Annotated in this window: 15 protein-coding genes and 1 tRNA gene; 5 read left to right on the forward strand and 11 right to left on the reverse strand. The window is 34.5% G+C overall.

Translation table 11 applies throughout. From position 1 onward, the window contains the following. Positions 1-149 precede the first annotated feature (149 nt). The 8 genes from ACEN2F_RS09930 to ACEN2F_RS09965 all read right to left on the reverse strand — a co-directional run bounded on the left by ACEN2F_RS09930 (position 150) and on the right by ACEN2F_RS09965 (position 10,761). Positions 150-4,799 carry a LamG-like jellyroll fold domain-containing protein gene (locus ACEN2F_RS09930; protein ID WP_441738530.1) on the reverse strand — a complete coding sequence of 1,550 codons (4,650 nt, stop codon included), beginning with the start codon at positions 4,797-4,799 and terminating at the stop codon, positions 150-152. Positions 4,800-5,547: 748 nt separating this feature from the next. Then, positions 5,548-6,135, reverse strand: coding sequence for a DUF6642 family protein (locus ACEN2F_RS09935; RefSeq protein WP_441738533.1), 588 nt, complete (start codon positions 6,133-6,135; stop codon positions 5,548-5,550). A 471-nt stretch (positions 6,136-6,606) separates the two neighbouring features. Next, entirely contained in the window at positions 6,607-7,059 is a 453-nt protein-coding gene (locus ACEN2F_RS09940; protein ID WP_441738534.1) for a DinB family protein, read from the reverse strand. A gap of 119 nt (positions 7,060-7,178) precedes the next feature. Further along, positions 7,179-8,153: a permease gene (locus tag ACEN2F_RS09945; RefSeq protein ID WP_441738537.1), complete on the reverse strand. Its 975-nt coding sequence runs from the start codon at positions 8,151-8,153 to the stop codon at positions 7,179-7,181. 17 nt (positions 8,154-8,170) lie between these two features. Next, a complete protein-coding gene (locus ACEN2F_RS09950) occupies positions 8,171-8,581 on the reverse strand; it encodes a rhodanese-like domain-containing protein (RefSeq protein WP_441738539.1) in 411 nt (136 codons plus the stop codon). A gap of 4 nt (positions 8,582-8,585) precedes the next feature. Beyond that, positions 8,586-8,825 (reverse strand): thioredoxin family protein, encoded by a 240-nt coding sequence (locus ACEN2F_RS09955; RefSeq protein ID WP_441738542.1) that lies wholly within the window; start codon positions 8,823-8,825, stop codon positions 8,586-8,588. Positions 8,826-8,884: 59 nt separating this feature from the next. Next, the gene (locus tag ACEN2F_RS09960; RefSeq protein ID WP_441738544.1) at positions 8,885-9,187 is read right to left on the reverse strand and encodes an ArsR/SmtB family transcription factor; all 303 of its coding nucleotides are present in this window, start codon (positions 9,185-9,187) and stop codon (positions 8,885-8,887) included. Positions 9,188-9,990: 803 nt separating this feature from the next. After that, complete coding sequence (locus tag ACEN2F_RS09965) at positions 9,991-10,761, reverse strand: XRE family transcriptional regulator (protein WP_441738547.1); 771 nt, start codon at positions 10,759-10,761, stop codon at positions 9,991-9,993. A gap of 90 nt (positions 10,762-10,851) precedes the next feature. Here ACEN2F_RS09965 and dinB point away from each other — a divergent pair, with 90 nt between their 5' ends. The 3 genes from dinB to ACEN2F_RS09980 are packed head-to-tail and all read left to right on the forward strand — an operon-like array spanning position 10,852 to position 16,533. Beyond that, the gene (dinB, locus tag ACEN2F_RS09970; RefSeq protein ID WP_441738550.1) at positions 10,852-12,033 is read left to right on the forward strand and encodes a DNA polymerase IV; all 1,182 of its coding nucleotides are present in this window, start codon (positions 10,852-10,854) and stop codon (positions 12,031-12,033) included. A gap of 22 nt (positions 12,034-12,055) precedes the next feature. Next, positions 12,056-15,109, forward strand: coding sequence for a DNA polymerase III subunit alpha (locus ACEN2F_RS09975; RefSeq protein WP_441738553.1), 3,054 nt, complete (start codon positions 12,056-12,058; stop codon positions 15,107-15,109). Between the two features lie 41 nt (positions 15,110-15,150). Next, entirely contained in the window at positions 15,151-16,533 is a 1,383-nt protein-coding gene (locus ACEN2F_RS09980) for an exonuclease domain-containing protein (protein WP_441738555.1), read from the forward strand. A gap of 262 nt (positions 16,534-16,795) precedes the next feature. Here ACEN2F_RS09980 and ACEN2F_RS09985 read toward each other — a convergent pair. Both ACEN2F_RS09985 and ACEN2F_RS09990 read right to left on the reverse strand, forming a co-directional pair. Then, positions 16,796-16,871 (reverse strand) — tRNA-OTHER (locus ACEN2F_RS09985). A gap of 207 nt (positions 16,872-17,078) precedes the next feature. After that, positions 17,079-17,324: a DUF4372 domain-containing protein gene (locus ACEN2F_RS09990; protein WP_441738558.1), complete on the reverse strand. Its 246-nt coding sequence runs from the start codon at positions 17,322-17,324 to the stop codon at positions 17,079-17,081. 176 nt (positions 17,325-17,500) lie between these two features. On the opposite strand from ACEN2F_RS09990, the gene ACEN2F_RS09995 reads away from it, so the two are divergent. Both ACEN2F_RS09995 and ACEN2F_RS10000 read left to right on the forward strand, forming a co-directional pair. Then, a complete protein-coding gene (locus ACEN2F_RS09995; RefSeq protein ID WP_441738561.1) occupies positions 17,501-20,683 on the forward strand; it encodes a TonB-dependent receptor in 3,183 nt (1,060 codons plus the stop codon). A 115-nt stretch (positions 20,684-20,798) separates the two neighbouring features. Beyond that, complete coding sequence (locus tag ACEN2F_RS10000; protein WP_441738564.1) at positions 20,799-22,145, forward strand: alkaline phosphatase family protein; 1,347 nt, start codon at positions 20,799-20,801, stop codon at positions 22,143-22,145. On the opposite strand, the gene ACEN2F_RS10005 is transcribed toward ACEN2F_RS10000, so the two are convergent. Further along, positions 22,137-22,748: a Crp/Fnr family transcriptional regulator gene (locus ACEN2F_RS10005; RefSeq protein ID WP_441738567.1), complete on the reverse strand. Its 612-nt coding sequence runs from the start codon at positions 22,746-22,748 to the stop codon at positions 22,137-22,139. The two genes, ACEN2F_RS10000 and ACEN2F_RS10005, sit on opposite strands and share 9 nt — an antisense overlap. Between the last annotated feature and the right edge of the window lie 28 nt (positions 22,749-22,776).

Genomic DNA, 22,776 nt, shown 5'->3' on the forward strand with positions numbered 1-22,776 from the left:
AAAATCGTAAATTGATATTGTAAAGAAAATAACGGAGTGTTTTTTCAATAATCTACACCATACTTTTATTTTGAAAGTAGCAATTTGAACAGCATAAAAAAACTTCCCGTTTAAGAGACGTCGTTTTAAAACTAGGTAGGATTTTTCGATTATTTTATTATGATTTTCTTGCTGATGTGACCTTTAGTCGTTTTGATTTTTACAACATACAAAGCAGAAATTTTGTCCTCAATTGGTATTTTAATATTCGATTGCTCTTTTTCTTTCACGTCCCACTTGGAAATTAATTTTCCTTGAATGTTATACAACGAAGCAGAAAGAACGGTGTTGTCAATAGCATTATTTTTAATGTTCAACACATTATTGGAACGTGTAAAAAATACAGTGATTGTGTTTTCATACTGCAGCTCATTCGTAGCAAGACTTTTATCAGTGAAACGTAAAGAGAAACGCTCGTTGAAAGTTCCTTTTGGAAGTTCGACCTCGTATGCTTTGTCTTTGATGTTATTATAGGTAGCCGTTTGGGCGTCATGAATAAAAACATTCTGGTTTTCGTCAAAATTTTCTAAGCCATCTAAAACAAAAGAAATTTTTCCTGTTGCGACTGATCGCACACCAATAGCATAGGTGGCTTTTTCATCAAAATAACCTTCACCTTGTATTGCCAGCTCATTTTCGCCGTGCAACAAATACATATCACTTGGAGAATCATCAATGTTATAGGCATCATAACCATCATTCATTTCCGTGTTAGCTTTCTCATCCAGAAAAGCTAAAAGTACTTGCCTGTGAAAGTTTTGGACGTAAAAATTGAAACCCAGACGAACTCTTTTGTGTGTATCGGTCTCTATTTGAGCATTGCTATTGTCAGTCCAATGATTTGAATCTTTAGGTGTCGTGGGGATTCTATACATTATTTGCGAAAGACCAAGAGAATCTTCTTTGACAAAATCTCTTTGACTATTATTAAAAGTTACGGTACCACCAGATCCAATTTTTCCAATTACAAAAAATCCTTGTCCAACGGGGATGTATCTTTTAGGTTCTTCCCTTAGTGAAGTCCCAGTAGTATTTATATAATCGACACCTACGGAACTTGGAGCGACTCCTCCAGCCAGATTGCGTATACCATAACCTCCTTGATAAGCACCTAAATTATGGGACGAATTAGTTGTGTAATGTTCCCAAAAATACAAAGTACCGTCAATTACTGGATCAGTAGTTGATGTTTCAATGGAACTAATATTGTCATTAATAAATTTAGTAGCGTCTAGTGCTGACGGATAGGGATTTCCTACTAGTAATAGTTGATCTGAACCAACTACATTTGTTATTGTTCCGTTATTGGGTTTCCCTACAAAGGTTAAGTTTTGGTTTGCAGTTGATGCACTGCTTCCTTTCAAAGTAAATCCTTTACCTGCTTCAAGTATTCCTGTTTCACCTATTTGAGTCCAGTTAGCATAATCAGTTGCATGCCGGTTACTGTCAAATTTATAAATCCAATATCTGGCAAGACTAAATGGAGATGTTGCGCCATCAAAGCCATTAATCCAAGTTATAGTTCCTGGTGCTGCAGGATCAGTTCCGTTTCTTAAAACCTCAGCCACACTAAAATTATTGTTGTTGGTTGTGGCGTTAATTCCACCTACAGGAGATCCCCAATAGTTATAATTGAATTTATTGGATTGTCCTTGTTGATCTCTTTCTAATGAACCAAAACTTGTGGGGTCTAAATCACTGCCTGTTTTTTGTACCAATTGCGATCTTCCTACCAAATCGATTTTTCCGTCGAGTTTTAGATAATGAGAGACTTCTATTTTAGTGCCATCCGTTTGTAAACCAGAAGCCGAAGTTGCTGTTAGCGTATTACTATTTACAAATAAACCAAGAACAGTTTTGTTTCCATTTGATGTAATATTGTGGGTTGTTTTTACAATGTTCCAATCAATAGTTTTAGTAGGATCTTCAATAGCTATGCTATAAGGTAAGTCTTGTAAATCACTATTGGTCCACGTTTCCGTAGTTTGCCACAGTCCATCGGCTGCAGATTCATAGGGTAGTGGTGCCGTTTGTAGGTCTACTGTTTTTAAATTTTTTAAAGCAGCCGTTAAACCATAACTGGATTTATCTTTGGCATTGGTGTACGTGTACGTAGACATAGGATAATACGCATTCAATTGAGTCCAATCGATAATTCCTATGTCGTTTTGCGAAATACTAGTTGGAATAATTGCTCCTCTTGTTTTAGATGTGTCTTGTTGTATTTCCTGATTCATAACAAAACGGAACTGCGCTTCAGAAAGGGCAGATGTCCACACTCTGACTTCATCAATGGAACCGCTAAAAAATGAGGTTGGTGGAGTTCCATTTGCAGCAGCAATTAAGAAAGATTCTGTTGTTGTTGAAGGAATTCCGGCTAAATCCGAACTTATTTTATTTATACCATCAATGTACATTTTGGCGATGGTCCCGTCAAAAGTCACACCAATATGATGCCATTTACCTATTGGAATAACGGCGCTAGAAGTAATGGTCTTTTTGGTTCCGTTTGAATACCAACTCATTTCTGCACGTCCACTGGCATTAATTCCTAAATCATAACCTGTAGAAAAAGCAGTATTTCTTTTGGAAAGGATCGTTTTATTGAAATTGTTATCGTTTTTATTGATCCAAGCTGAAACGGTAAACGAAGGATTTAAGTCTAAGACTTTACCAGCATCCATATAATCAGTTGTACCATTAAATTTTACCGAGCGCAAGTAAGTCTGCTCAGGAGCATAACCAAAAGTGATATATTTTGTACCGTTAAAATCATAGGTTGTTTCCAGATTGGCGCCATTTTCTTTCATAACTCTGTATTCAGCCGTTGGATCAAAATTTGGGGTACTCGAGATAAACATTAAATAATCTCCGGGAGGAGTTATAGTAGCGGTCAGCATTGTTGATGGGATGGATACTTTAGCAGTAGGAACGTTTCCGCCAGTTTCTACAACTTTCCAAGTGCGTCCCACAGAAATAAAACTAACATTAGTTGTTAAGGCAGATGGAGTTGTAATTCCAGAACTTATATTTACTGTAACTGCCGGTTGTGCGGCTAATGTATTATGGTTATTACCCCATACGAGGAAATTTTTATCTGAAGCAAAGGTGTTAGTGTTAGCAGAATTTGTAGCAAAAATATCAGTTAGACCAATAGTTATATCGTCATCATAAGAAGTGCTAGTGTGTGGATTGACACTTTTTGATTGTTTTTGATTTAATTCAGATGCTAGATCTTTTCCTATTCCAGCAATGTCAAAGTTAAATCCAGCGTTTGTAGTCGCATTCCATATCACAGTTCCATCGCTGTCTTGATAATTTAGTGTCGTTCCATTTGTTCCTAATGTGATTCCGTATTTTATAGCTAAATAACTTTCAATTTTTCTTCTTTCAGTTGCATCATTTTTTCGTGCTGAATAGGTAATCACTTCTGCTATCCTTCCTCCAAAACTTCCGTTGTAAATTTGACTTCTTCCTAGCCAAAAACGTTTGTTTGAATGATTTAAAAATTGAGGAACTCCAACTTCTTGATTATTAATTTTGTTAGCGTTTAGATAAAGATTCTGACCTGTGATGGCTGTATTATTTCTAGAATTTAAAATCCCCAACGTACTATAATTAATTTCTGTTCCGTTATGATTTACGCCATAACCTCTTAGATTTGATGCTGTGGTAGTACCATTATTAGCTGTACTTCCTATACAAAAACTGATAACTTCATTGTCAAAACGTACTGTATATTGACCAAACCCAAATCCAGTGCCATCGCTATCAAATGGATTAGCTGTAGTTTGAGCACAAAACAAATCGATACTTTTAGTAGTACTATTGAAAGCAGAAGGAATATCATTTAAAACTACTATATATTGTTCTTGTGTATAAAAACCGCCAGTTGCATTGAGCTCGGCTTTATTAGCCAAACTGGTATAATCTAAACTAGATGAATTTGGGTCATTATTAAAATAGACTACAGGATTAAAGTTTACATTGTTGGTCAGATTGTTCTTATATGATGGTTTATTTGTAAATGCTGCAGATTCTGCATCTATAACATTTACATCATTTCCTTTTCCTACATCTTGCCAAGAATTTACAACTGTATTGTCTGTTGCTACCCCAGTACCATTTATTTTATCCGCTTTTAGCCATGTTTCAAGATTTGCTGTAACTCCTCCTGGACCTTTCGTAATCGTATTGTATGTTGTACCAATGATCGAAATGTTATCTAAGAAAAAATATCGATCATTTTTCCCCAGATTAGATATAAAACGAAATTGTGATGTTGAGGAGAATTCGTAATCAGTCTTAAATAGTGTTGCAAAGAATGCATGATATGTATTCACTGAATTAATATCTCTAGTTTTATTAGTTACATTATCGTCTCGGATAGTAATAACCCGCACTGGTTTCCATGAATCTGTTGTTTTATTTCTATATTCTAAAGTTATTGTTTCCCCTGTTGTATTATTATTAGTTGCTAAGAAGAATTTGAAATCAATTTTATCATAGGCTAATGTGCTTATCCCAATTGTCGGAGAAGTTAGAGTCATTCCAGTATTTCCTCTAATTCTAACAGAACTTACACCTTCATAAGGTAGTGTATTATTAATAATTACATTTCCTCCACCTGCTGTCCAAATCCCAAAATCAGTATTAAATTTTTCTTGATTAATTATTGTTTGAGAATAATTTGTCAGTGATGCCAATAAAAAAAAGAAAATAATAATTGTGTTTTCTGAAAAAAATAATGTTCTCTTCATGTTTTGGAAATATTTTAATTTTAAGCTGTGATGCTACACTTTACTAATTACGCTTTATTTAGGAGTTTTAATCTTCAATTAATTAGCGTTTTAGTAGTGTGTCTTGATAGTTCAAATGTAAAATATTTTTTAGTTCGCTGTTCTTTTTTTATCGATTAAAAGTACTTATTATCGTTTAAACGCATAAAAACATGTTTTTAACATAATTATTCTTAAATAAAATTACAGTTTGTAATATTATCAGATTCATTTTCTTTCATTTAATATAATAAGGATATTTGTGATGTTTGAATTAAAAACATCATTTCCCATTGTTATAAAGGAGCCATCTGGATTTGATTACGGACAAATGAAAAGCGCGGTACCATTTACAATATTTGTAATTTTAGATAATGTTCCATAATTAGTTAAGACGTAATCTAAGAAGTGCAACATTATAGGATAAACCATTGTTTTATCCCAATAAATGGAAGAAATATATCGAAATTCTGGTTCTATTTCCTCTGCAATTGCATTATAATAAACTTTAAAAATATAATATGAAATGATTTAAATGGCATTAAAAAGAAGCACCGAGTTGCCAGAAAGATCTAGTGTCGCAATTAGTAAAATAATTTGTCACAAGTTGGAAACTTTAAAAAGATTTTTAAAGCTTCTTAACGAATTAATGGGCAGGCCTGTAAAGTTTGTTGCAAAGAAAGGAATAGCTTCTGGACAATACAACACTAAACTTTAGTTAGACTTACTATTAATAATACAATCTAAAATCAAGAAATTGACAAGCGGCGAAGTGTTTTTCATGCAATTCTGCTACAATTTCTATGACATTATCTTGCTCTTCAAATAAACTAAAGAAAGCTTTGTCTAAGGCACAACTTGTTAATTTAGCTGATGAAACGCCGTAACCAGAAATTGCACGAGCTCCTGTAATGTCCAGAAAATATTGAGCTTCCTCCTGGCTTAAGTCCAATACCTTTGCATTAGCGAAATGTAAAATTTTCCCTTTCATTTTTCCTTCAAAAAGTTCGGCTATTTCTTCTAAGCTGTAGTAATAATCATGGAGACAAATAGTATTCCTTTCGCCTGGCATAACAAGATAGATTATTTCATAATCTTTAAAATTATGGTCCTCAAAAAGTAATGCATTTAAGCTTTCTTCTAATCCTTCAATGGTATCACACGTTTTATGAATGCTACTAATGCCTTGCTCGAAGGCTAATTTTTCTAAATTTTTGACAACTTCAGTAGTAGTTATAACTTCAATATCTGGAACACCTTCAAGACAAAAGATGAAGGTTTCTGATTCTTTGTTAGGTAAGTTATTGGGATGATTCATTAGTGGCAATTTAATTTTAGTGTAAAGAAAGACCAAAGTTACTGGATTTCTGGTACTAAAAAAAATCAACATTTTAAATCATTTCTATCTTAGTTTGCAAACCTGTAAAAGTTGATTTTTATCAAATGAAGTATTGGTAGCAGTAATTATTTAAAAAATGAATTTATGAACTCCAGATAACAGCAGTCAAAAGAATATTTGAAGAATTAGTTTTTTTCCTATTCTCTTGACAGAAATAATCCTATTTAGGCAATAAGAATAAAACAATGTTGCATTTTTTTTACCATATAAGTCATATAAGTTTAAGTTTCGATTACGTTAGCCTTATGTAACTATAACAATCATAAGGTCATTTAAGGTTTAATTCTTATATGACTTATATGTTAAATATTATTTCACTCCTATTTTAGTATGACATTAAATAGTTCCAACTATTTAGCACTTGTAATTTTCGTATTAGATTTTTTAATTTTAGTGCGTTCCATACTTAATGATAATGGCCATTTGCCCGGCATGGTATGCGGTATGAGAAACTATTCTTCCAAAAGCCTCGGCTTTAGTTTTTGTTCCAAATTCATTTGTGGTAATTGTAGTTTTCCAATCGGCATCGGTTTGCTTTTCTAGGATTGATTTTAAAGATTCAAATGCATAGTCCACATATTCTTTTAATTCCTGAAGATTTGTCCATTCGCCAGTATCACGTTTCTCGATAACGGTTTTAGCTACTACTTTTACATCAGTGGCGCCAAATACATTTTTGGCAAAAAGCAATTCAACTTCGCCTATATGCCGAATGAGAAATCCAACACTATTTACTGATGGAGGGAGTTTTTTTAATAAGTCTGTTTCCGTTACAACTGAAAGCTGATTAGTAAAACGCGTTCGCGCTTCAATCCATAGAGTCAAAAAAGCATTATTTTCCATTTTGATCGTCGTTTTTAGGGTTCTTTTTTTGAAACTGCAATTTGTACAGCACCCATCCAAATCCTATGATGATGTGCAGTAATACAATAGCGAAAATTATTTTTTCCATTTGGTTGATTTTATAAAATAATATTAAATAAATAGCCTGAAATAATAATACAAATAGTCACAACCGAAAAGAATATCGCAATCAATTTCCACGACATTACTTTTTTTAATAGTGTGGCTTCAGGAATAGAAAGTCCAACAACTGCCATCATAAAGGCAATGGCTGTACCTATTGGAATTCCTTTTTGTACAAATACCTGAATGATTGGTAACACGCCAGCTGCATTGCTGTACATGGGAACACCAAGAATTACTGCAATTGGTACCGCAAACGGATTTTCTTTGCTGATGTAGGTTTCAAAAAAACCTGTAGGAATAAAACCATGCATTAATGCCCCAAGTCCAATCCCGATGATGATGTACCAAAAAACACTTTTGATAATACTTAATGCCTCTGTTAAAATTTCAGGCAATCGCTGTGCGAAAGTTTTTTTCTCTTCTTCTAAATCTCCTTCTTTTTCTGCATTGGCTAAAATTCTCTGAACCCAAGGAGAAAGTTGTTTTTCTACTTTTAATTTACCTAAAATGAAGCCGCCAATCATTCCAAGGATTATTCCGCTCGAGACATAAATAATAGTGGCTTTTAATCCAAACATTCCAATGAACATGGCAATGGCTACTTCATTTACTAAAGGGGAAGTAATCAGAAATGCGAAGGTAACACCTAATGGAATACCTCCTTTTACAAAACCAATAAATAGCGGTACCGAGGAACAGGAGCAAAACGGTGTAATAGCTCCAAAAGTAGAAGCGAACAAATATTCTAAACCAAAAAGGCTATTGCGGGAGAGAAAGTTTCGGATTTTGTCAACTGGAAAATAGGAATTAACAACGCCCATTACGGTAGTGATGATAAATAACAAAATTAAAATTTTGATAGTATCAAACACAAAGAAATTCAGGGCATCACCCAATTTGCTTCCTTGCACAATATTGAAAAGGCTATAAATAAGCCAATCTGCCAACTTTTGTACCCAGTCAAACATGATTATCTACAATTTATTTAACAGCATTTATTTTTATCAGGCGTTGAAGCTGTTCCGCAACAGCCATTATCCTGAGTATTACCTATTACTGAGGAAGTCTCTCCTTTTGTTGGAAAACCTTTTTGCGTCCAGCGAATGATTCCATGTTGCATATTTACCACTTTGGCATATTCGTGATTTACTAAAAATCCAGCAGCTCTCAAACTTCTGCCACCGCTTCTGCAAACCATTACGACTTCCTTATCTTTTGGGATTTCGGTGTAGCGTTCTTCAAATTCGGTTAGCGGAATATTGATGATATTTGGCACATTATAGGCCAGCTGTGCTACTTCGTCTTTTTCGCGAACATCTACCAATAAAGCACCGTTCTTAATCCATTCTTGTGTTGTGGTTGGGCAAATTTCTTTAACTAAAGATTGATTTTCCATTTTTTTATGATTTTAATAATTCTTTAATTTCATCTATTTGAGCAATTCGGCCTTTTACTTTAATCACCTCGTCAATCATTAATACTGGTGTGGTTAAAATATTGTATTGCATCATTTCTTCTATATCTTCAATCTTGATTACTTCTGCGTCAATGCCTAATTGTTTGATTGCGGTTTCAACATTAGTAAACGTTGTTTTACATTTAGGGCATCCGGGTCCGAGTACTTTTATTATTTTTTTCATGTTTTTGTTTTTAAGTTGTTTGATATTCGTAAAATCGCGAATACTAGTATCAATTTTTTTTAAGTTAATAAGTCGCTGATTAATCTTTTGGCCACAGCCCAATTCTCTTTGTTGATGCAGTATTTTACTGTAGGTGGGGTTATGGTTCCTTGTATTAATCCCGCATCTTTAAGCTCATTCAAGTGCTGAGATAAGGTTGATTTTGCTATAGGCAACTCCTCAGCCATATCACCATGATAGCAGCAGGATTGTGAATGTAATAATTGTAAAATAGCAACCCTCACCGGATGTCCTAAAGCTTTGGCAAAACGGGCAGTCTGTTCTTGTTCTTTTGTAAAATAATCTGTTTTTGTAGTTGGCATATTAGATGTTATAATCTATTCGTAAAATTACGAATAATAATAATGTCAAAATTATTTTGCCCATTTATTTTAATAAAAAACTATTCAAGTAGTAAGAAAGATAAATTGTAGCAGTTGCCAAAAATAGCTTTGCCATAGATTGGGAAAATGAAAAATATTTATAAAGTTATAACGAAGTCATTTGTGCAAATTTGTGATAAAGAAAGTACTTGATTAAAATACGACATTCAATTCTAGTGATTACTTACGGGTTTTACTCTTGAAATGTAGCTTTATTGTCAGTAGACATGATCAAAATTCTGGTGAAAGGATACCTTTTTTATTTTGGAAGAAAATGATTTTTGAATTCGACTTGTAGTATTATGTTGAAGGATTCCCGTTATTGTTGTGGTTCTTAGTTTTTTTAGAAATTCCACTTTCAAATTTTTTACTAGAGATGGAATTGGATAATAAATGCTGGAACAAAACTATTTCTGTTTATTCTTGGCAGCAAGAATGCAATTTGAACTTGTTTCTTTTGAAAATTTATTGAGGGTTAATCCTAAATATTAAAAAAATTAAGATTGAAATAGTAAACTTGAATTAATTCAAAATAATAATCCGTTGGGTATAGTTCGTTTTAGTCAAGTTTCTGGTTACCTCGAGTAATTTTCATCATAAAATGGTATGCAACATAGGGAAATTTTAAATTTAAAACGGTTCTCAATACTTGTCACTTCAAGTGCGGAGCGTATCGAGAAGTTTGTTCCGTTTGACTTCACAAAAAACACTCCTGTTGATTTTTTTATAAGTATACCAATGGTTTAATTGACCGTATTTTCTTTAATTTCAGAAACTTCTCTTTTTAGTTCCAAAAGAATTTCTTTTAAACTTTCAATTTCAGTTAAAGGCTGTTTAGTGTCCGTTCGACCAATATTGCATTGGAATTCCCATATTTCTAAAATTTCAGAAAACTTCACCTCGTAATTAGGATAAAACCGATTATCAGATTCTAAAACCAAAGTGTTTTTTTTATTTTTATTCAAACGCTTATACACCATACCATGATTTTTAGTGATCAGGATATAGGTTTTACCATCTTGAACTTGTCCAATATTTTCTACGTAACGTCCCACAATTATAGAACCTTCCTCATGTGGTGGCATCGAATCCCCTTCAACCGGAAACCCACGGTGTTTGCCCGATCCTAAAAAAGGCAATGAAATTTGTTGTAAACTCTCGATATATTCCGGATCAGCGTATCCAGTCAAATAACCCGCTTTTACTTTTTCAGTAACAATTTCGATACTATTGTCACCATTTGGTTCAATTTGGATCGGTAAAATAAGACGGTTATTTTCTAAATAAATTAAATCTTGAAAATCTATTTTACGAATGTCCACAGACAGTAATAAATCAATACTGATATGAAAATGATAGGCAATCTTTTTCAATATTTCATACGGAGCTTCAGAGGTGCCATCCTCGTATTTTACATACCGTCCTCGGGTAATTTGCAGGTGCTCGGCTAATTTTTCCTGAGAAATTTTACTCTTCACTCGTAATGCTCTGATGTTGTCTGAAAATAACGACATAACTATTTTGTTATAATTTATAACACCAAAGATAGGTAAAAAAGTTAGTATCTGTACTAATTTTGTAACCAACAAAACAAAACAAAGAAAATGACAAGGGCAATTGTACATCTGGATATGAATACATTTTTTGTATCCTGCGAAAGAATTACGAACTCACAATTAGAAGGAATTCCTTTGATTATTGGTGGAGGTGATCGTGGTGTTGTGGCTTCTTGTTCTTATGAAGCACGACGTTTTGGAGTACGTTCAGCGATGCCAATTAATATGGCACTTAAACTGTGTCCACAAGCTAAAGTGATGAAAGGCGATATGGAATTATATTCAAAATATTCTCATACAATAACTGAAATTATTCAGGAAAAAGCACCCGTAGTGGAGAAAGCGAGTATCGATGAGTTTTATCTTGATATTACGGGTATGGATAAATTTTATGGTAGTTACAAGTGGACGACCGAACTGGCAAATAGAATTACAAAAGAAACTGGATTGCCATTGACTTTTGCATTATCAGTTAATAAAACAGTTTCAAAAATTGGTACGGGAGAAGGAAAACAGAAAATGAATCTGGAAATACCAGAGCACATGGTAAAGCCCTTTTTAAATCCATTATCGATTCAAAAAATCCCGATGGTTGGTGATGTTACTTTTCGGCTTTTGTCCAGAATAGGCATTAGAACCATACAAACCCTTTCTGAAATGCCTGTAGAAGTGCTTCAACAAATGATCGGGAAAAACGGTATTGATATTTGGAAAAAGGCCAATGGAGTCGATACTAATCCGGTAGAACCGTACTCAGAACGAAAGTCGATTTCTACGGAACACACTTTCTCTCAAGATACTATTGATTTAGCCAAATTAAAATCGATACTGATGGGAATGGTCGAAAAACTCGCTTTCCAATTGCGATCTGAACAGTGGTTGACTTCCACAATAGTAGTTAAAATTCGGTATGCCAATTTTGATACGGAAACCAAGCAGTGTAAGATTGCGTATACCTCTGCGGATCATATTCTCACTACAAATGTTGTGGAGTTATTTGACAAATTGTTTCAGAGACGCATGAGATTGCGTTTGATTGGAATTCGTTTTAGTGGTCTTGTAAGGGGAACGTACCAAATCAATCTTTTTGAAGATACGGAGGAAATGTTGTCCCTTTATGCTGCTATGGATAAAATTAAATCTCGTTATGGTTTTGATGCGGTGATGCGTTGTGCGGGAGCATCATTTAAACCCAATAATAAAGATGAAATTTTAAAACGAAAAGTATAAAAACCTAAATAGAAAGTACCTCATGTATCTCAACTGTCATTCTTTTCATTCCTTGCGTTACGGCACTATTCCACTTGTTGACCTAATTAGTCAAGCAGTTACTTGTGGTGTCAAAGCGATGGCGTTGACTGATATCAATACGGTGACAGGGATTTATGATTTTATAAAAGGCTGTGAGGTAGCAGGAATCAAACCTTTGGTGGGTATAGAATTTCGTGCTGAAAATGAAATGCGGTACATAGGTTTAGCTAAAAATGCCGATGGACTTTCGGAAATGAATCGGTTTCTTACTTCTTATAATTTTAGTGGTGAAATATTGCCTGTTTTGGCTCCAGAATTTGCTTCCGTTTTTATTATTTATACTTTAGAAAATGCACCAGAAACTCTTCGTGACAATGAATTTATAGGCATTCGTCCCGAGGAAGTTTCTAAACTTTTTTCTTTGGAACTTAAAAGTAAAATAAGCAAAATGGTGGTGTTGCAACCGGTAACTTTTAGAACTAAAAAAGAATTTAACCTGCATAAAATACTAAGAGCAGTAGATTTAAATGTTCTTTTATCAAAATTAACGGAGGCGGATTATTGTAAAACATCGGAAGTTTTTCAACCATTAGATTCTCTTTTATCAGTCTATTCTGAATATCCCGAAATCATTCAAAATACGGAACAATTAATTAATCAATGTAATTTTTCATTTGATTTTAAAATACCAAGAAACAAAAAATTTTACACTAATAATCGTCAGAGCGATATTGCTTTATTGACCTCACTGGCTCAGCAAGGACTTTTATGGCGATACGGAAAAAATACTATTCAAGCACAGGCACGCGTAACCAAGGAACTTAAAGTTATTGATCAGTTAGAATTTAGCGGATACTTTTTGATAACGTGGGATATTATTCGGTACAGTAACAGCAGGGGATTCATGCACATTGGGCGAGGCAGTGGAGCAAACAGTATAATTGCTTACTGTCTTGGAATTACTGATATATGTCCGTTAGAACTGGATTTATACTTTGAGCGTTTTTTAAATATAAACAGAAAAAGCCCACCTGATTTTGATATCGATTGGAGTTGGAAAGAACGGGATGTTATCTTGGAATATATTTTCAATCGGTACGGGAAAGATCATGTTGCTTTTTGTGGGACCAATGTTGAATTCAAATACCGATCTATTTTTAGGGAAGTTGGAAAAGTATTTGGATTGCCCAAAGAAGAATTAGACCTGTTGGCAAAAAATCCCATGAAACTTCATGAGAAGAATAGTATTGTGACATTTGTTCAAAATTACGGCATGATGTTAGAAAAATATCCTAATCAACGGAGCATGCATTCTTGTGGTATTTTGATTTCTGAGGAACCGATAACCAATTATACACCACTAGAGATGCCACCCAAAGGTTTTCCAATTGTCCTTTTTGATATGCATGTTGCGGAAGATATTGGTTTTGAAAAATTCGATATTTTAAGTCAAAGGGGTATCGGTCACATTGATGATAGTGTCAAACTCATTGAGAAAAACAAAGGGATTCGAGTAAACATCAGAGATACTTCGATATCTAAAAACGAAAAAGTAGCCAATAGCTATTTATCGCAGGGAAACACGATTGGTTGTTTTTATATTGAAAGTCCAGCCATGAGAGGATTGTTACGAAGACTCAAATGCGATAATTATAAAACGTTGGTTGCCGCTTCTTCCATTATTCGTCCCGGTGTAGCCAAATCAGGAATGATGAAAGAATATATTTTTCGCCACAATAATCCCACTAAGTTTGAATACTTTCATGAGGTGTTTAAAGAGCAGCTAGGGGAAACGTATGGCATTATGGTGTATCAGGAAGATGTCATCAAAATAGCATTGCATTATGGTGGATTACCAGCAGCCGACGGAGATATATTGAGACGCGCTATGTCCGGAAAAGGACGATCACTGGAAGCATTGAAAAAAGTAAAAGATGATTTTTTTATTTCCTGCGCTCAAAATGGTCATCCTGCTGCATTGAGCGAAGAAATTTACCGTCAGATAGAATCCTTTGCAGGATATTCTTTTTGTAAAGCACATTCTGCATCATATGCAGTGGAAAGCTATCAAAGTTTGTATTTGAAAGTGTACCATCCTATCGAGTTTATGGTTGCAGTAATCAACAATCAAGGTGGATTTTACAGAACAGAAGTTTACGTTCACGAAGCCAGAATGGCTGGTGCCACTATTCATAATCCCTGCGTTAATAAAAGCAATTATGAAACGAATGTGTATGGAACGGATGTATATCTTGGTTTCATGCATGTACTTAGTTTAGATAGTAAAATGGCTTTGTTTATCGAATCCAATCGAGAGAAAAATGGAGATTTCGTATCTTTTGAGGATTTTATTAATAGGATTCCAATGGGTTTAGAAAGTATCAAAATATTGATATTCATTGGAGCATTTGCTTTTACTGGAAAAAATAAAAACCAACTTTTGGTCACCGCAAGTTTGTTGCTTAATAATTTAAAACCCGAAAATAAGAATCTGATGTTGCTGCAAGAGCCGGTAAAAGAGTTTAAACTTCCCAATTTAGAGCGTTCTATTCATGAAGATGCTTTTGATGAAATTGAATTATTGAGCTTTCCAGTTTCGTGTACCGTTTTTGATTTACTTGAAACGAAATATCGTGGTGATGTAATGGCTAAAAATTTATTAATTCATCACAAAAAGCAAGTTAAGATGTTGGCTTATCTTATTTCGAGAAAACAAGTTCCCACAAAACGAGGGACTATGTATTTCGGTACCTGGATTGATAATGAAGGCACATATTTTGATACAGTACATTTTCCTGATAATCTGCTTCAATATCCTTTTCTGGGGGGAGGATGTTATTTATTATTAGGCGTTGTAGAAGTTGATTATCATTTTGCAACAGTTACAATTCTGAAAATGGCTAAAATGCCCTTTGTTCCAGATCCTCGTTATATGGATGCTAAGGATCAGTATAAAACACAACAACAAATTAGGGAAGATGTCAGCAGCACCCAGCGAGCACCGTATCCACAAGAACATGAAATTAATTTACCTAGATATAAAATGAGTCTCTAAAGTGCTAAAGCAAAAGAGAATTATTTTAAAAATAAACAACAATGAAAAAGATGGAATATGCCATAGTAGATATCGAAACCACCGGTGGAAATGCTCGTGGAAGCCGAATTACTGAAATTGCAATAGTCATACATAACGGTCAAGAAGTTATTGAACGATACGAAACCCTCGTTAATCCACAAAAAGATATTCCGTTGCCTATTTTTGCATTAACGGGCATTAATAACGAGTTAGTAAAAGAGGCACCTATTTTTGATGATATTTCAGAAAAAGTACTTCAATTGCTGACTGATCGTGTCTTTGTAGCGCACAATGTCAATTTCGATTACTCGTTTGTTCACCATCAATTGAATGAAGCGGGGTTTAAATGGACGGCAAAAAAATTATGCACGGTTCGGGCAGCAAGAAAAATTATGCCGGGAATTGCGTCTTATAGTTTGGGAAGACTATGTAAATCATTAGATATTCCGCTAGAGAACAGACATCGTGCTGGAGGTGATGCGGATGCAACTGCTATATTGTTTTCCAAATTATTAGCCTGCGATCTAGAAGGTGACATTGATAAAATGATCAAAAAAACAGCACAAGATCAACGCTTGCCCCCGAATTTACCGCCAGATGATTTTATTCAATTACCTGAAAAAGCGGGTGTGTATTATTTTTATAACGCAGTGAGAACCGTTATTTATGTTGGAAAAGCGATTAATATTAAAAAGCGGGTAGCCTCACATTTCACGGGCAATACTGTAAGCTCACAAAGACAAAATTTTTTACGAGAAATTCATAGTATTTCATTTGAGGTTTGCGCTACGGAGTTAATGGCACTAATATTAGAATGTACAGAAATTAAAAAACTATGGCCTGCTTACAATCGTGCGCTCAAACGCTTTGAACCAAAATATGGTCTTCACCAGTATGAAGCCAGGAATGGGTATAAATATCTAGCTGTTGGAAAACTGATGAAGTTTCAGTCTTCGATAGAATATTTTAGTCAACAATATGAAGGCATAAATGTATTACAGAGTTTGGCTCGACAATTTGACTTGGATACAAGATTTTGTCACTATTGCACCATAGAAAATAATCCAACTATACCAGAAGGTGATTTTATTAACTTACCGGATGTAGATTTTCACAATGAAAAAGTTGAAAATGCTATCCAATTTTTATTAAGTAGCAGAAACAGTTTTGCTATAATTGATAAAGGTAGAACCATGGATGAGCGCAGTTGTATCTTGGTGCAAAATGGTCACTTTTATGGGATGGGGTATATTACTTCAGATATAGTAATCACCGATCCTGAAGAAATAAAGGATTATGTTACCCTTTACAAAAGCAATCAATATATTATGGGGTTAATTTACAAATATGCGGAGAGTAATCCACGGAAGATTATTACATTTCAAAAGCAATATGACGAGTAGATTGATGAAAAATCTATAAGATTTTTAAATTGGAGAGCTTGTAAATGAAATTATTACTTCAAGCTTCAAATGATTTTAATGAAAAATTGCATTTTATCATTACCTTTTCTTCTTAATATTTAATGGAACTCGCAGCTCAATTTTTATAATTCCTCACTCCCTTTCCTCACTGAAGTCCTCAATTGAGCGTTTTAAAGTCCGTATTTTTGAGAAATAATTGTAATAAAAAACCCTTAAACAATTAATGTTTAAGGGTTTGTCTTGGTAGCGAGACCGAGATTTGAACTCGGGACCTCAGGGTTATGAATTTGATATTTTTACCAAATAAACACCTAGTTATATACTGTTACAGAGCTTGAAAATTAAGTAATCGTGTACGGATTCGTGCACGGTTAATATTAAAATTTTAAGCTAAATTAATGAAAATTAATGAATGTTAATTTACTTATTATGGATTTTGTTTAATTCGTTAAAAATTTTGAATTCTAGGCTTTTACATGAGTGTTGTAAATATGTAAAACAAAATGTTTTATTCCCTTTCACAGTTATCCTAAATACTTAATAAAGGTCTCGCTGACCCTTATTACAGCGGAAATGTCTCCCAAAGTATAGCGTTTATTTAGCTGTCCGTAACTTAGATCTACAAATTGATCATAAGTCTTACACTTAGGGCACCCTGTATAGCTTTTGTGTTGTTTGGCACAAAATTCAAGCATCCAGCAGGGTCCCAAGTCAATGATTTGGCGGATCACAGGTTTTTTGGTGTATTTGCTGGGTCTGAATAGGACCATTATTTATTTTGCAAAAACAAAAATACGGGATTCTCAGACATTTTTTATTTCAGACTTTCGGATGACAGTATTAAAAAATATGAAAGTTAAAGTTAAGCTGTTGGTTAATGTTAAAACTTAACATGTGTTTCAATCGATATTAAAATAGTTTCGCTTTTTAAACTAAAAATATGAAAATGAAAAACTTTTTAAGCAACAAAAAGCACCGACAAAAAATTAAATGTGGTATGACGTTCTTGACAATTTTCTGCGGTATGCTTTTCTCTTATGGTCAAGCTACCAATGCCTCTATTAAGGGGACTGTGAAAGATTTAAACGGCGAGCCTTTAATTGGCGCAACCATCACTGTTAAGAATAATGCTACCGGATTTACTACTGGATCTATTAGTAATGAAGAAGGAAGTTACAAAATACAGCAACTTCCTCTTGGTGGACCTTATACCGTCATAGCTCAATATTTTGTCTATCAGGAGAGAATTCAGGAAGGTTTTACCTTAAATTTAAGTGATGTTTTGACGGTAGATTTCATTTTACAAGAGTCGACGACTGCTCTAGATGAAGTTGTGATATCCTCAAACAATTTGTCTAAAAGAATACAACAAATTGGATCTTCAACAAAAATTGGAGCCGGGCAGATTAAAAACCTACCTACGGAAGGTAGAAACTTCACAAGGTTAACTAGTTTATCTCCATTACAAGGAGGTGGAGATATTAATTTGGGCGGGCAAAGACGTACTTCTACTAATGTGACAATCGACGGGGTTAATTTTAGAAATACCTTAACAGCAGGCGAAATTGGTGGCGGCCCGTATACCATTTCTCAAGAAGCAATTAGAGAATTTGAAGTGTCCACAAATGATTATGACGTTGCACAAGGTCGCCAAGGTGGGGGTTCTATTACCTCAGTAACGAAATCGGGAACTAATGAATTTAGTGGTAGTACTTTTTTCTATCATAGGGCAGATGCACTCCAAAGTAAATTTACGATACAAGGACAAGAAAGGAATGCAGACTTCTACAATTCCCAGTACGGCTTTAGTCTGGGAGGACCAATTGTAAAAGATAAATTACACTTTTTCATGGTATATGAACGACAAGATGCCGGTGATCCGCAATTTATAGCAAATATCCAGAATGATGACGATTCCAACCGTTTAGGAATTACGCAGGCAAATTTAGATCGTTTTTTACAAATAGGGAGAGACAGTTATGGCTTAAGTAATTCTCAGCAAATAGGGCAATTTGATAGGGTTACTGAAGCAAACAACTTATTCTTAAAGTTAGACTGGCAGATTAATGATAAACACCGATTAACGCTTAGAAATCTTTACAACAAATGGGACAATCCTTTTAGCGTTAGTGATGACTCAAATATTGAAGTTGCAGAATCATTTTCTAATTTTAATTCTCAAGAGAACAGCACTTTTCTATCCTTACGCTCTATGTTTTCCCCTAGTGTAACCAACGAGCTTAAAGTTCAGTATCAACGTTCAGAACGTATTTTTGGACCAAGTTCAGAACTACCATCACAAAATATACCAAGAGCAATAGTGCAAGTACAATCCGTTTTACCAAATGGAAACAATAGAAATTTAAGTGTACAATTAGGTGGTCAGCGTTATTCCCCAGAAACAAATCTGGAAAAGCAACTCCAATTTGCAAACACCACCTATGTTGGCGCTGGTAAATATAATTTTACTTTTGGAACGGATAATTTAGTTACCTATCTAGAAACGCAATTATCTAACGAGCAAAATGGTCGGTTTTTCTTCGATTCGTTAGATGATTTTGAAAATTTAAATCCCTCGAGATACGCAAGAGAAGTTCCGCTACAAGGGTCCTCATTAGTAAAACAAACGGTATTAGATCTATCGCTTTTTGCTCAAGTAGAGTTTGATATTAATCCGAATTTAAATTTTAGTGCTGGAGTTCGCTATGATGCAACGGCTTTTCTAGATTCCGCAGAATTCAACCCTTTGGTGTTTGAGGAACTAGGAATACGAACGGATCAAAAACCAGAAGATTTCAATAATATTCAACCAAGGTTTCAGTTGACATGGAATGTAAAGGGTGAAAATAAAGATGTTTTCAGACTTGGTGGAGGTGTTTTTAGTGCACAACCACACTATTATGCGCAAGTAAATAATATTCAAAACAGCGGTACTTTGTTAGGTGCTATAGATGTTACTGGTACAAACGTGCCTGTGCCAAATTTCCCATCGTATAGAGATGATCCCAGCACAGCACCAGGTGTACCAGCAGGAGTAACTCCATTTTCAACGATAAATGCAGTAAGCCCTGATTTTAATGTGCCAACAATTTATAAAGCAAATATTAATTACACTCACTTTTTTGGAGATCGGTACAGCTTAGGATTAAATGCAATTGTTAGTCATACTACTAATAATTATGTTTACCAAGAAGCAAATTTAGTTCCTGAGCCATTTTTTCTGACGTCTAATGAAGGAAGAGAGGTTTTTGTGCCAGCGAATACTATTCCTTCAAACGGTAGAGCGGACTGGATCAACTCTAGAATTTCGGATCAAGTAGGAAGAACTTTAGTATTAACTTCTGATGGAGTTTTAGACAATCTAGCTTTCGTTTTGGAAGGAACTGCAAGAATTGGAAGAGATGGTTATGTAAATGCTAGCTTCACAGTAAACACCTCTAAAGATAATTCATCCTATAATTGTTGTGTGGGTAATACATCTACTTTTCTTCCAGTCTCTGGGGATCCAAGAGACCTTAATTATGGGTTTTCAGATAATCACTTTGATACTAAATTGGTTGTTAACGGTGCCTCACCTACTTGGAAAGGGTTTACTTTAGGTGCCACTATCATTGGAGATGGAGGTTCTCGATATTCTTTTCAATCTGGAGGTAACAGAAGTACGAATGGCGACTTTAATTTAAGCAATGAAATTGCCTATGTTTTTGATCCCAACAACCCTAATACTCCTCAAAACATTATAGATGGCTACAACGAAATATTAAATAACCCAGAAACTCCAGATGGATTTAAAAAGTACTTGAGAGAAAGCTTTGGTTCTTTTGCAGAGCGTAACGGCGGAAAGAACCCTTTTAGAGCCCTAGTAGATTTAAGACTTCTAAAAAGTTTTAAAATTCCTAAGACCAAACAAGCTTTAGAATTATCGGCTGACGTTTTTAATTTTATGAACCTGGTAAATAAAGAATGGGGACGAAATAATAATTTCGGCAGAACAACAAATTTAATGAATACAACTGGTTTTGACCAGGCAACTAATAGCTACCAGTACAACGTGAACACAGGTGTGGCAGCTGAACCTATCAATGGTACTCCCTGGCGTTTGCAATTAGGAGTACGATACTCTTTTTAATTAAGCGTTTTTTATAAAGAACTTGGGCAAATCAAGCCCAGTTCTTTTTTTATCAAGCCATGAATATGATGTTACAACTCGTTAAAATTATCAATTATATAATAAATACTTTAAAATGAAAAAAATCCTTTTATTACTTCTACTTACACAACTTAATTTCGCCGTTAAAGCACAAGATAAAGCACTGTCGAAACATGTTGTTTTAATTTCTATTGATGGTTTCCGACCAGAATTTTACCTTGAAGAAAAGTGGCCAGCACCCAATCTTAAAAGTATGGTAAAAGAGGGGACTTATGCATTAGGGGTCCGAAGTGTATTCCCGTCCGTAACCTACCCTTCCCATACGACCATAATTACAGGTGCTTATCCAGCGACTCATGGTATTTATTATAATAGCCCTTTTGAACCAGATGGACAAACAGGACGTTGGTATTGGGAAAGCAATTTAATTAAAACCGAAACCCTTTGGGATGCCATACGAAAATCCGGGAAAACAAGTGCAAGTCTTATATGGCCTGTTTCTGTAGGTGCGCCAATAGATTATAACATTCCAGAAGTTTGGACTTTAGATAGTAGTTATGGAAGAATAAAGCCCATGGAAGATAATGAAACCCCCAAAGGACTCTTAAAAGAAATGGAACTTGCTGTTTTAGGAAAAATGGATACCATTACCTTTAATGGTGACTATTTAAACCGTGAAGATCGCACTGGGGAAATGGGAGCCTATTTACTTGAAAAGTACAAACCCAATTTAATGACCATTCATTTAATTGCAACAGATCATTTTCAGCACGAACAAGGCAGGAATGGTGAAAAAGTCTTTACTTCAATTGCAGCAATAGATCGCGCCATTGGTAAGATTAAAGAGGCTGCTGAAAGAGCTAAAATAAGTAAAGAAACTACTTTTATAATCGTTGGTGATCATGGATTTGTCGATATACACTCCGCTTTAAGTCCAAATATATGGCTAAAAGAAGACGGTTTATTGCAAGAAAACACGACACTCTGGAAAGCAAAATTTCATACTTCAGGCGCAGCTGCTTTTTTAATGTTAAAAGATAAAAAAGATAAAGTGAGCTTAGATAAAATTCGAAAAAAATTGAATTCCTTACCAGACTCCTATAAAAAACTATTTCGCATTGTAGAAAGACCAGAATTAGATGCCATCGGTGCAGATCCTAATGCTATTCTAGCCCTTGCTCCGATACCCGGTGTAACTATGTCACCTTCGGATAAGGGTAAAGTTATCACTGCAAGAAGTGGCGGTACGCATGGCTATTTTCCTGATTTCAAGCAAATAGAAACTGGTTTTGTAGCTTGGGGTGCTGGAATTTCTTCCGGAAAAGAAGTGCCAAAAATGGGACTGGAAGATATAGCTCCGTTGGTGAGTGAATTACTAGATTTAAACTTTAAAACAGAAGATGGAGTGCTATTCCCAGGAATTCTCAAAGCTTCAAATTGATTTTTTCTTAAGTATAGTTGAAATAGTTTGTCGGGTGGCCCCAGAAAGGTCACCCACATCTTTTTGAGTCAATAGGTTGAAAAGTAAAAATTGCTCTCCTCTTGCATCATGAACTTCAATATTGAAAAACTTCCTTACAAATGAAATTCTGTCTTCAATTTTATTTCCCGTAATATTACCCATTTTCATTTCTGAAATACACCAACGCTTTGTAAGATAGGATAAAAACCAATCCGATAGATAAGGGTCGTTGCTTATAGTTTTTTTAAAAAAAGAAATTTCATATTTTCTTATTTTAGTGTCTATCAGGGTTTTTGAAAATTCAAAGAACTGCATGTTCAGATATCTTAAATTTCCAAAAAAATCACCTTTATGCAAAATATCGTAAACAAACTCCTCTCCTTGTTCAGAATAACTTCCTAATTTTACAGCTCCTGAAACTATTTCGTAAATAAATCCTTCGTCATAAGGTGGTTGGTAAACATAAGTATGTTTTTCTATTACACTTTCAATATTTTCAATACTTCTTTCATTTTGTAGATTGGTTTTTAAATAACAATAAAAATTAAAGGATTTGTAATACTCATTATTGGGACGTTGCATTCTTTACTGATTTTTGATAATAATAGTA

This window comes from Flavobacterium sp. W20_MBD1_R3 (genome assembly GCF_052119725.1).
In the GTDB taxonomy this organism is placed as follows: domain Bacteria; phylum Bacteroidota; class Bacteroidia; order Flavobacteriales; family Flavobacteriaceae; genus Flavobacterium.

Bases quoted from the DNA above. Each gene is read 5' to 3' on its own strand.
- ACEN2F_RS09930 (WP_441738530.1), bottom strand. From the start codon at position 4,799: ATGAAGAGAACATTATTTTTTTCAGAAAACACAATTATTATTTTCTTT.
- ACEN2F_RS09935 (WP_441738533.1), bottom strand. From the start codon at position 6,135: ATGAATCATCCCAATAACTTACCTAACAAAGAATCAGAAACCTTCATC.
- ACEN2F_RS09940 (WP_441738534.1), bottom strand. From the start codon at position 7,059: ATGGAAAATAATGCTTTTTTGACTCTATGGATTGAAGCGCGAACGCGT.
- ACEN2F_RS09945 (WP_441738537.1), bottom strand. From the start codon at position 8,153: ATGTTTGACTGGGTACAAAAGTTGGCAGATTGGCTTATTTATAGCCTT.
- ACEN2F_RS09950 (WP_441738539.1), bottom strand. From the start codon at position 8,581: ATGGAAAATCAATCTTTAGTTAAAGAAATTTGCCCAACCACAACACAA.
- ACEN2F_RS09955 (WP_441738542.1), bottom strand. From the start codon at position 8,825: ATGAAAAAAATAATAAAAGTACTCGGACCCGGATGCCCTAAATGTAAA.
- ACEN2F_RS09960 (WP_441738544.1), bottom strand. From the start codon at position 9,187: ATGCCAACTACAAAAACAGATTATTTTACAAAAGAACAAGAACAGACT.
- ACEN2F_RS09965 (WP_441738547.1), bottom strand. From the start codon at position 10,761: ATGTCGTTATTTTCAGACAACATCAGAGCATTACGAGTGAAGAGTAAA.
- dinB (WP_441738550.1), top strand. From the start codon at position 10,852: ATGACAAGGGCAATTGTACATCTGGATATGAATACATTTTTTGTATCC.
- ACEN2F_RS09975 (WP_441738553.1), top strand. From the start codon at position 12,056: ATGTATCTCAACTGTCATTCTTTTCATTCCTTGCGTTACGGCACTATT.
- ACEN2F_RS09980 (WP_441738555.1), top strand. From the start codon at position 15,151: ATGAAAAAGATGGAATATGCCATAGTAGATATCGAAACCACCGGTGGA.
- ACEN2F_RS09990 (WP_441738558.1), bottom strand. From the start codon at position 17,324: ATGGTCCTATTCAGACCCAGCAAATACACCAAAAAACCTGTGATCCGC.
- ACEN2F_RS09995 (WP_441738561.1), top strand. From the start codon at position 17,501: ATGAAAAACTTTTTAAGCAACAAAAAGCACCGACAAAAAATTAAATGT.
- ACEN2F_RS10000 (WP_441738564.1), top strand. From the start codon at position 20,799: ATGAAAAAAATCCTTTTATTACTTCTACTTACACAACTTAATTTCGCC.
- ACEN2F_RS10005 (WP_441738567.1), bottom strand. From the start codon at position 22,748: ATGCAACGTCCCAATAATGAGTATTACAAATCCTTTAATTTTTATTGT.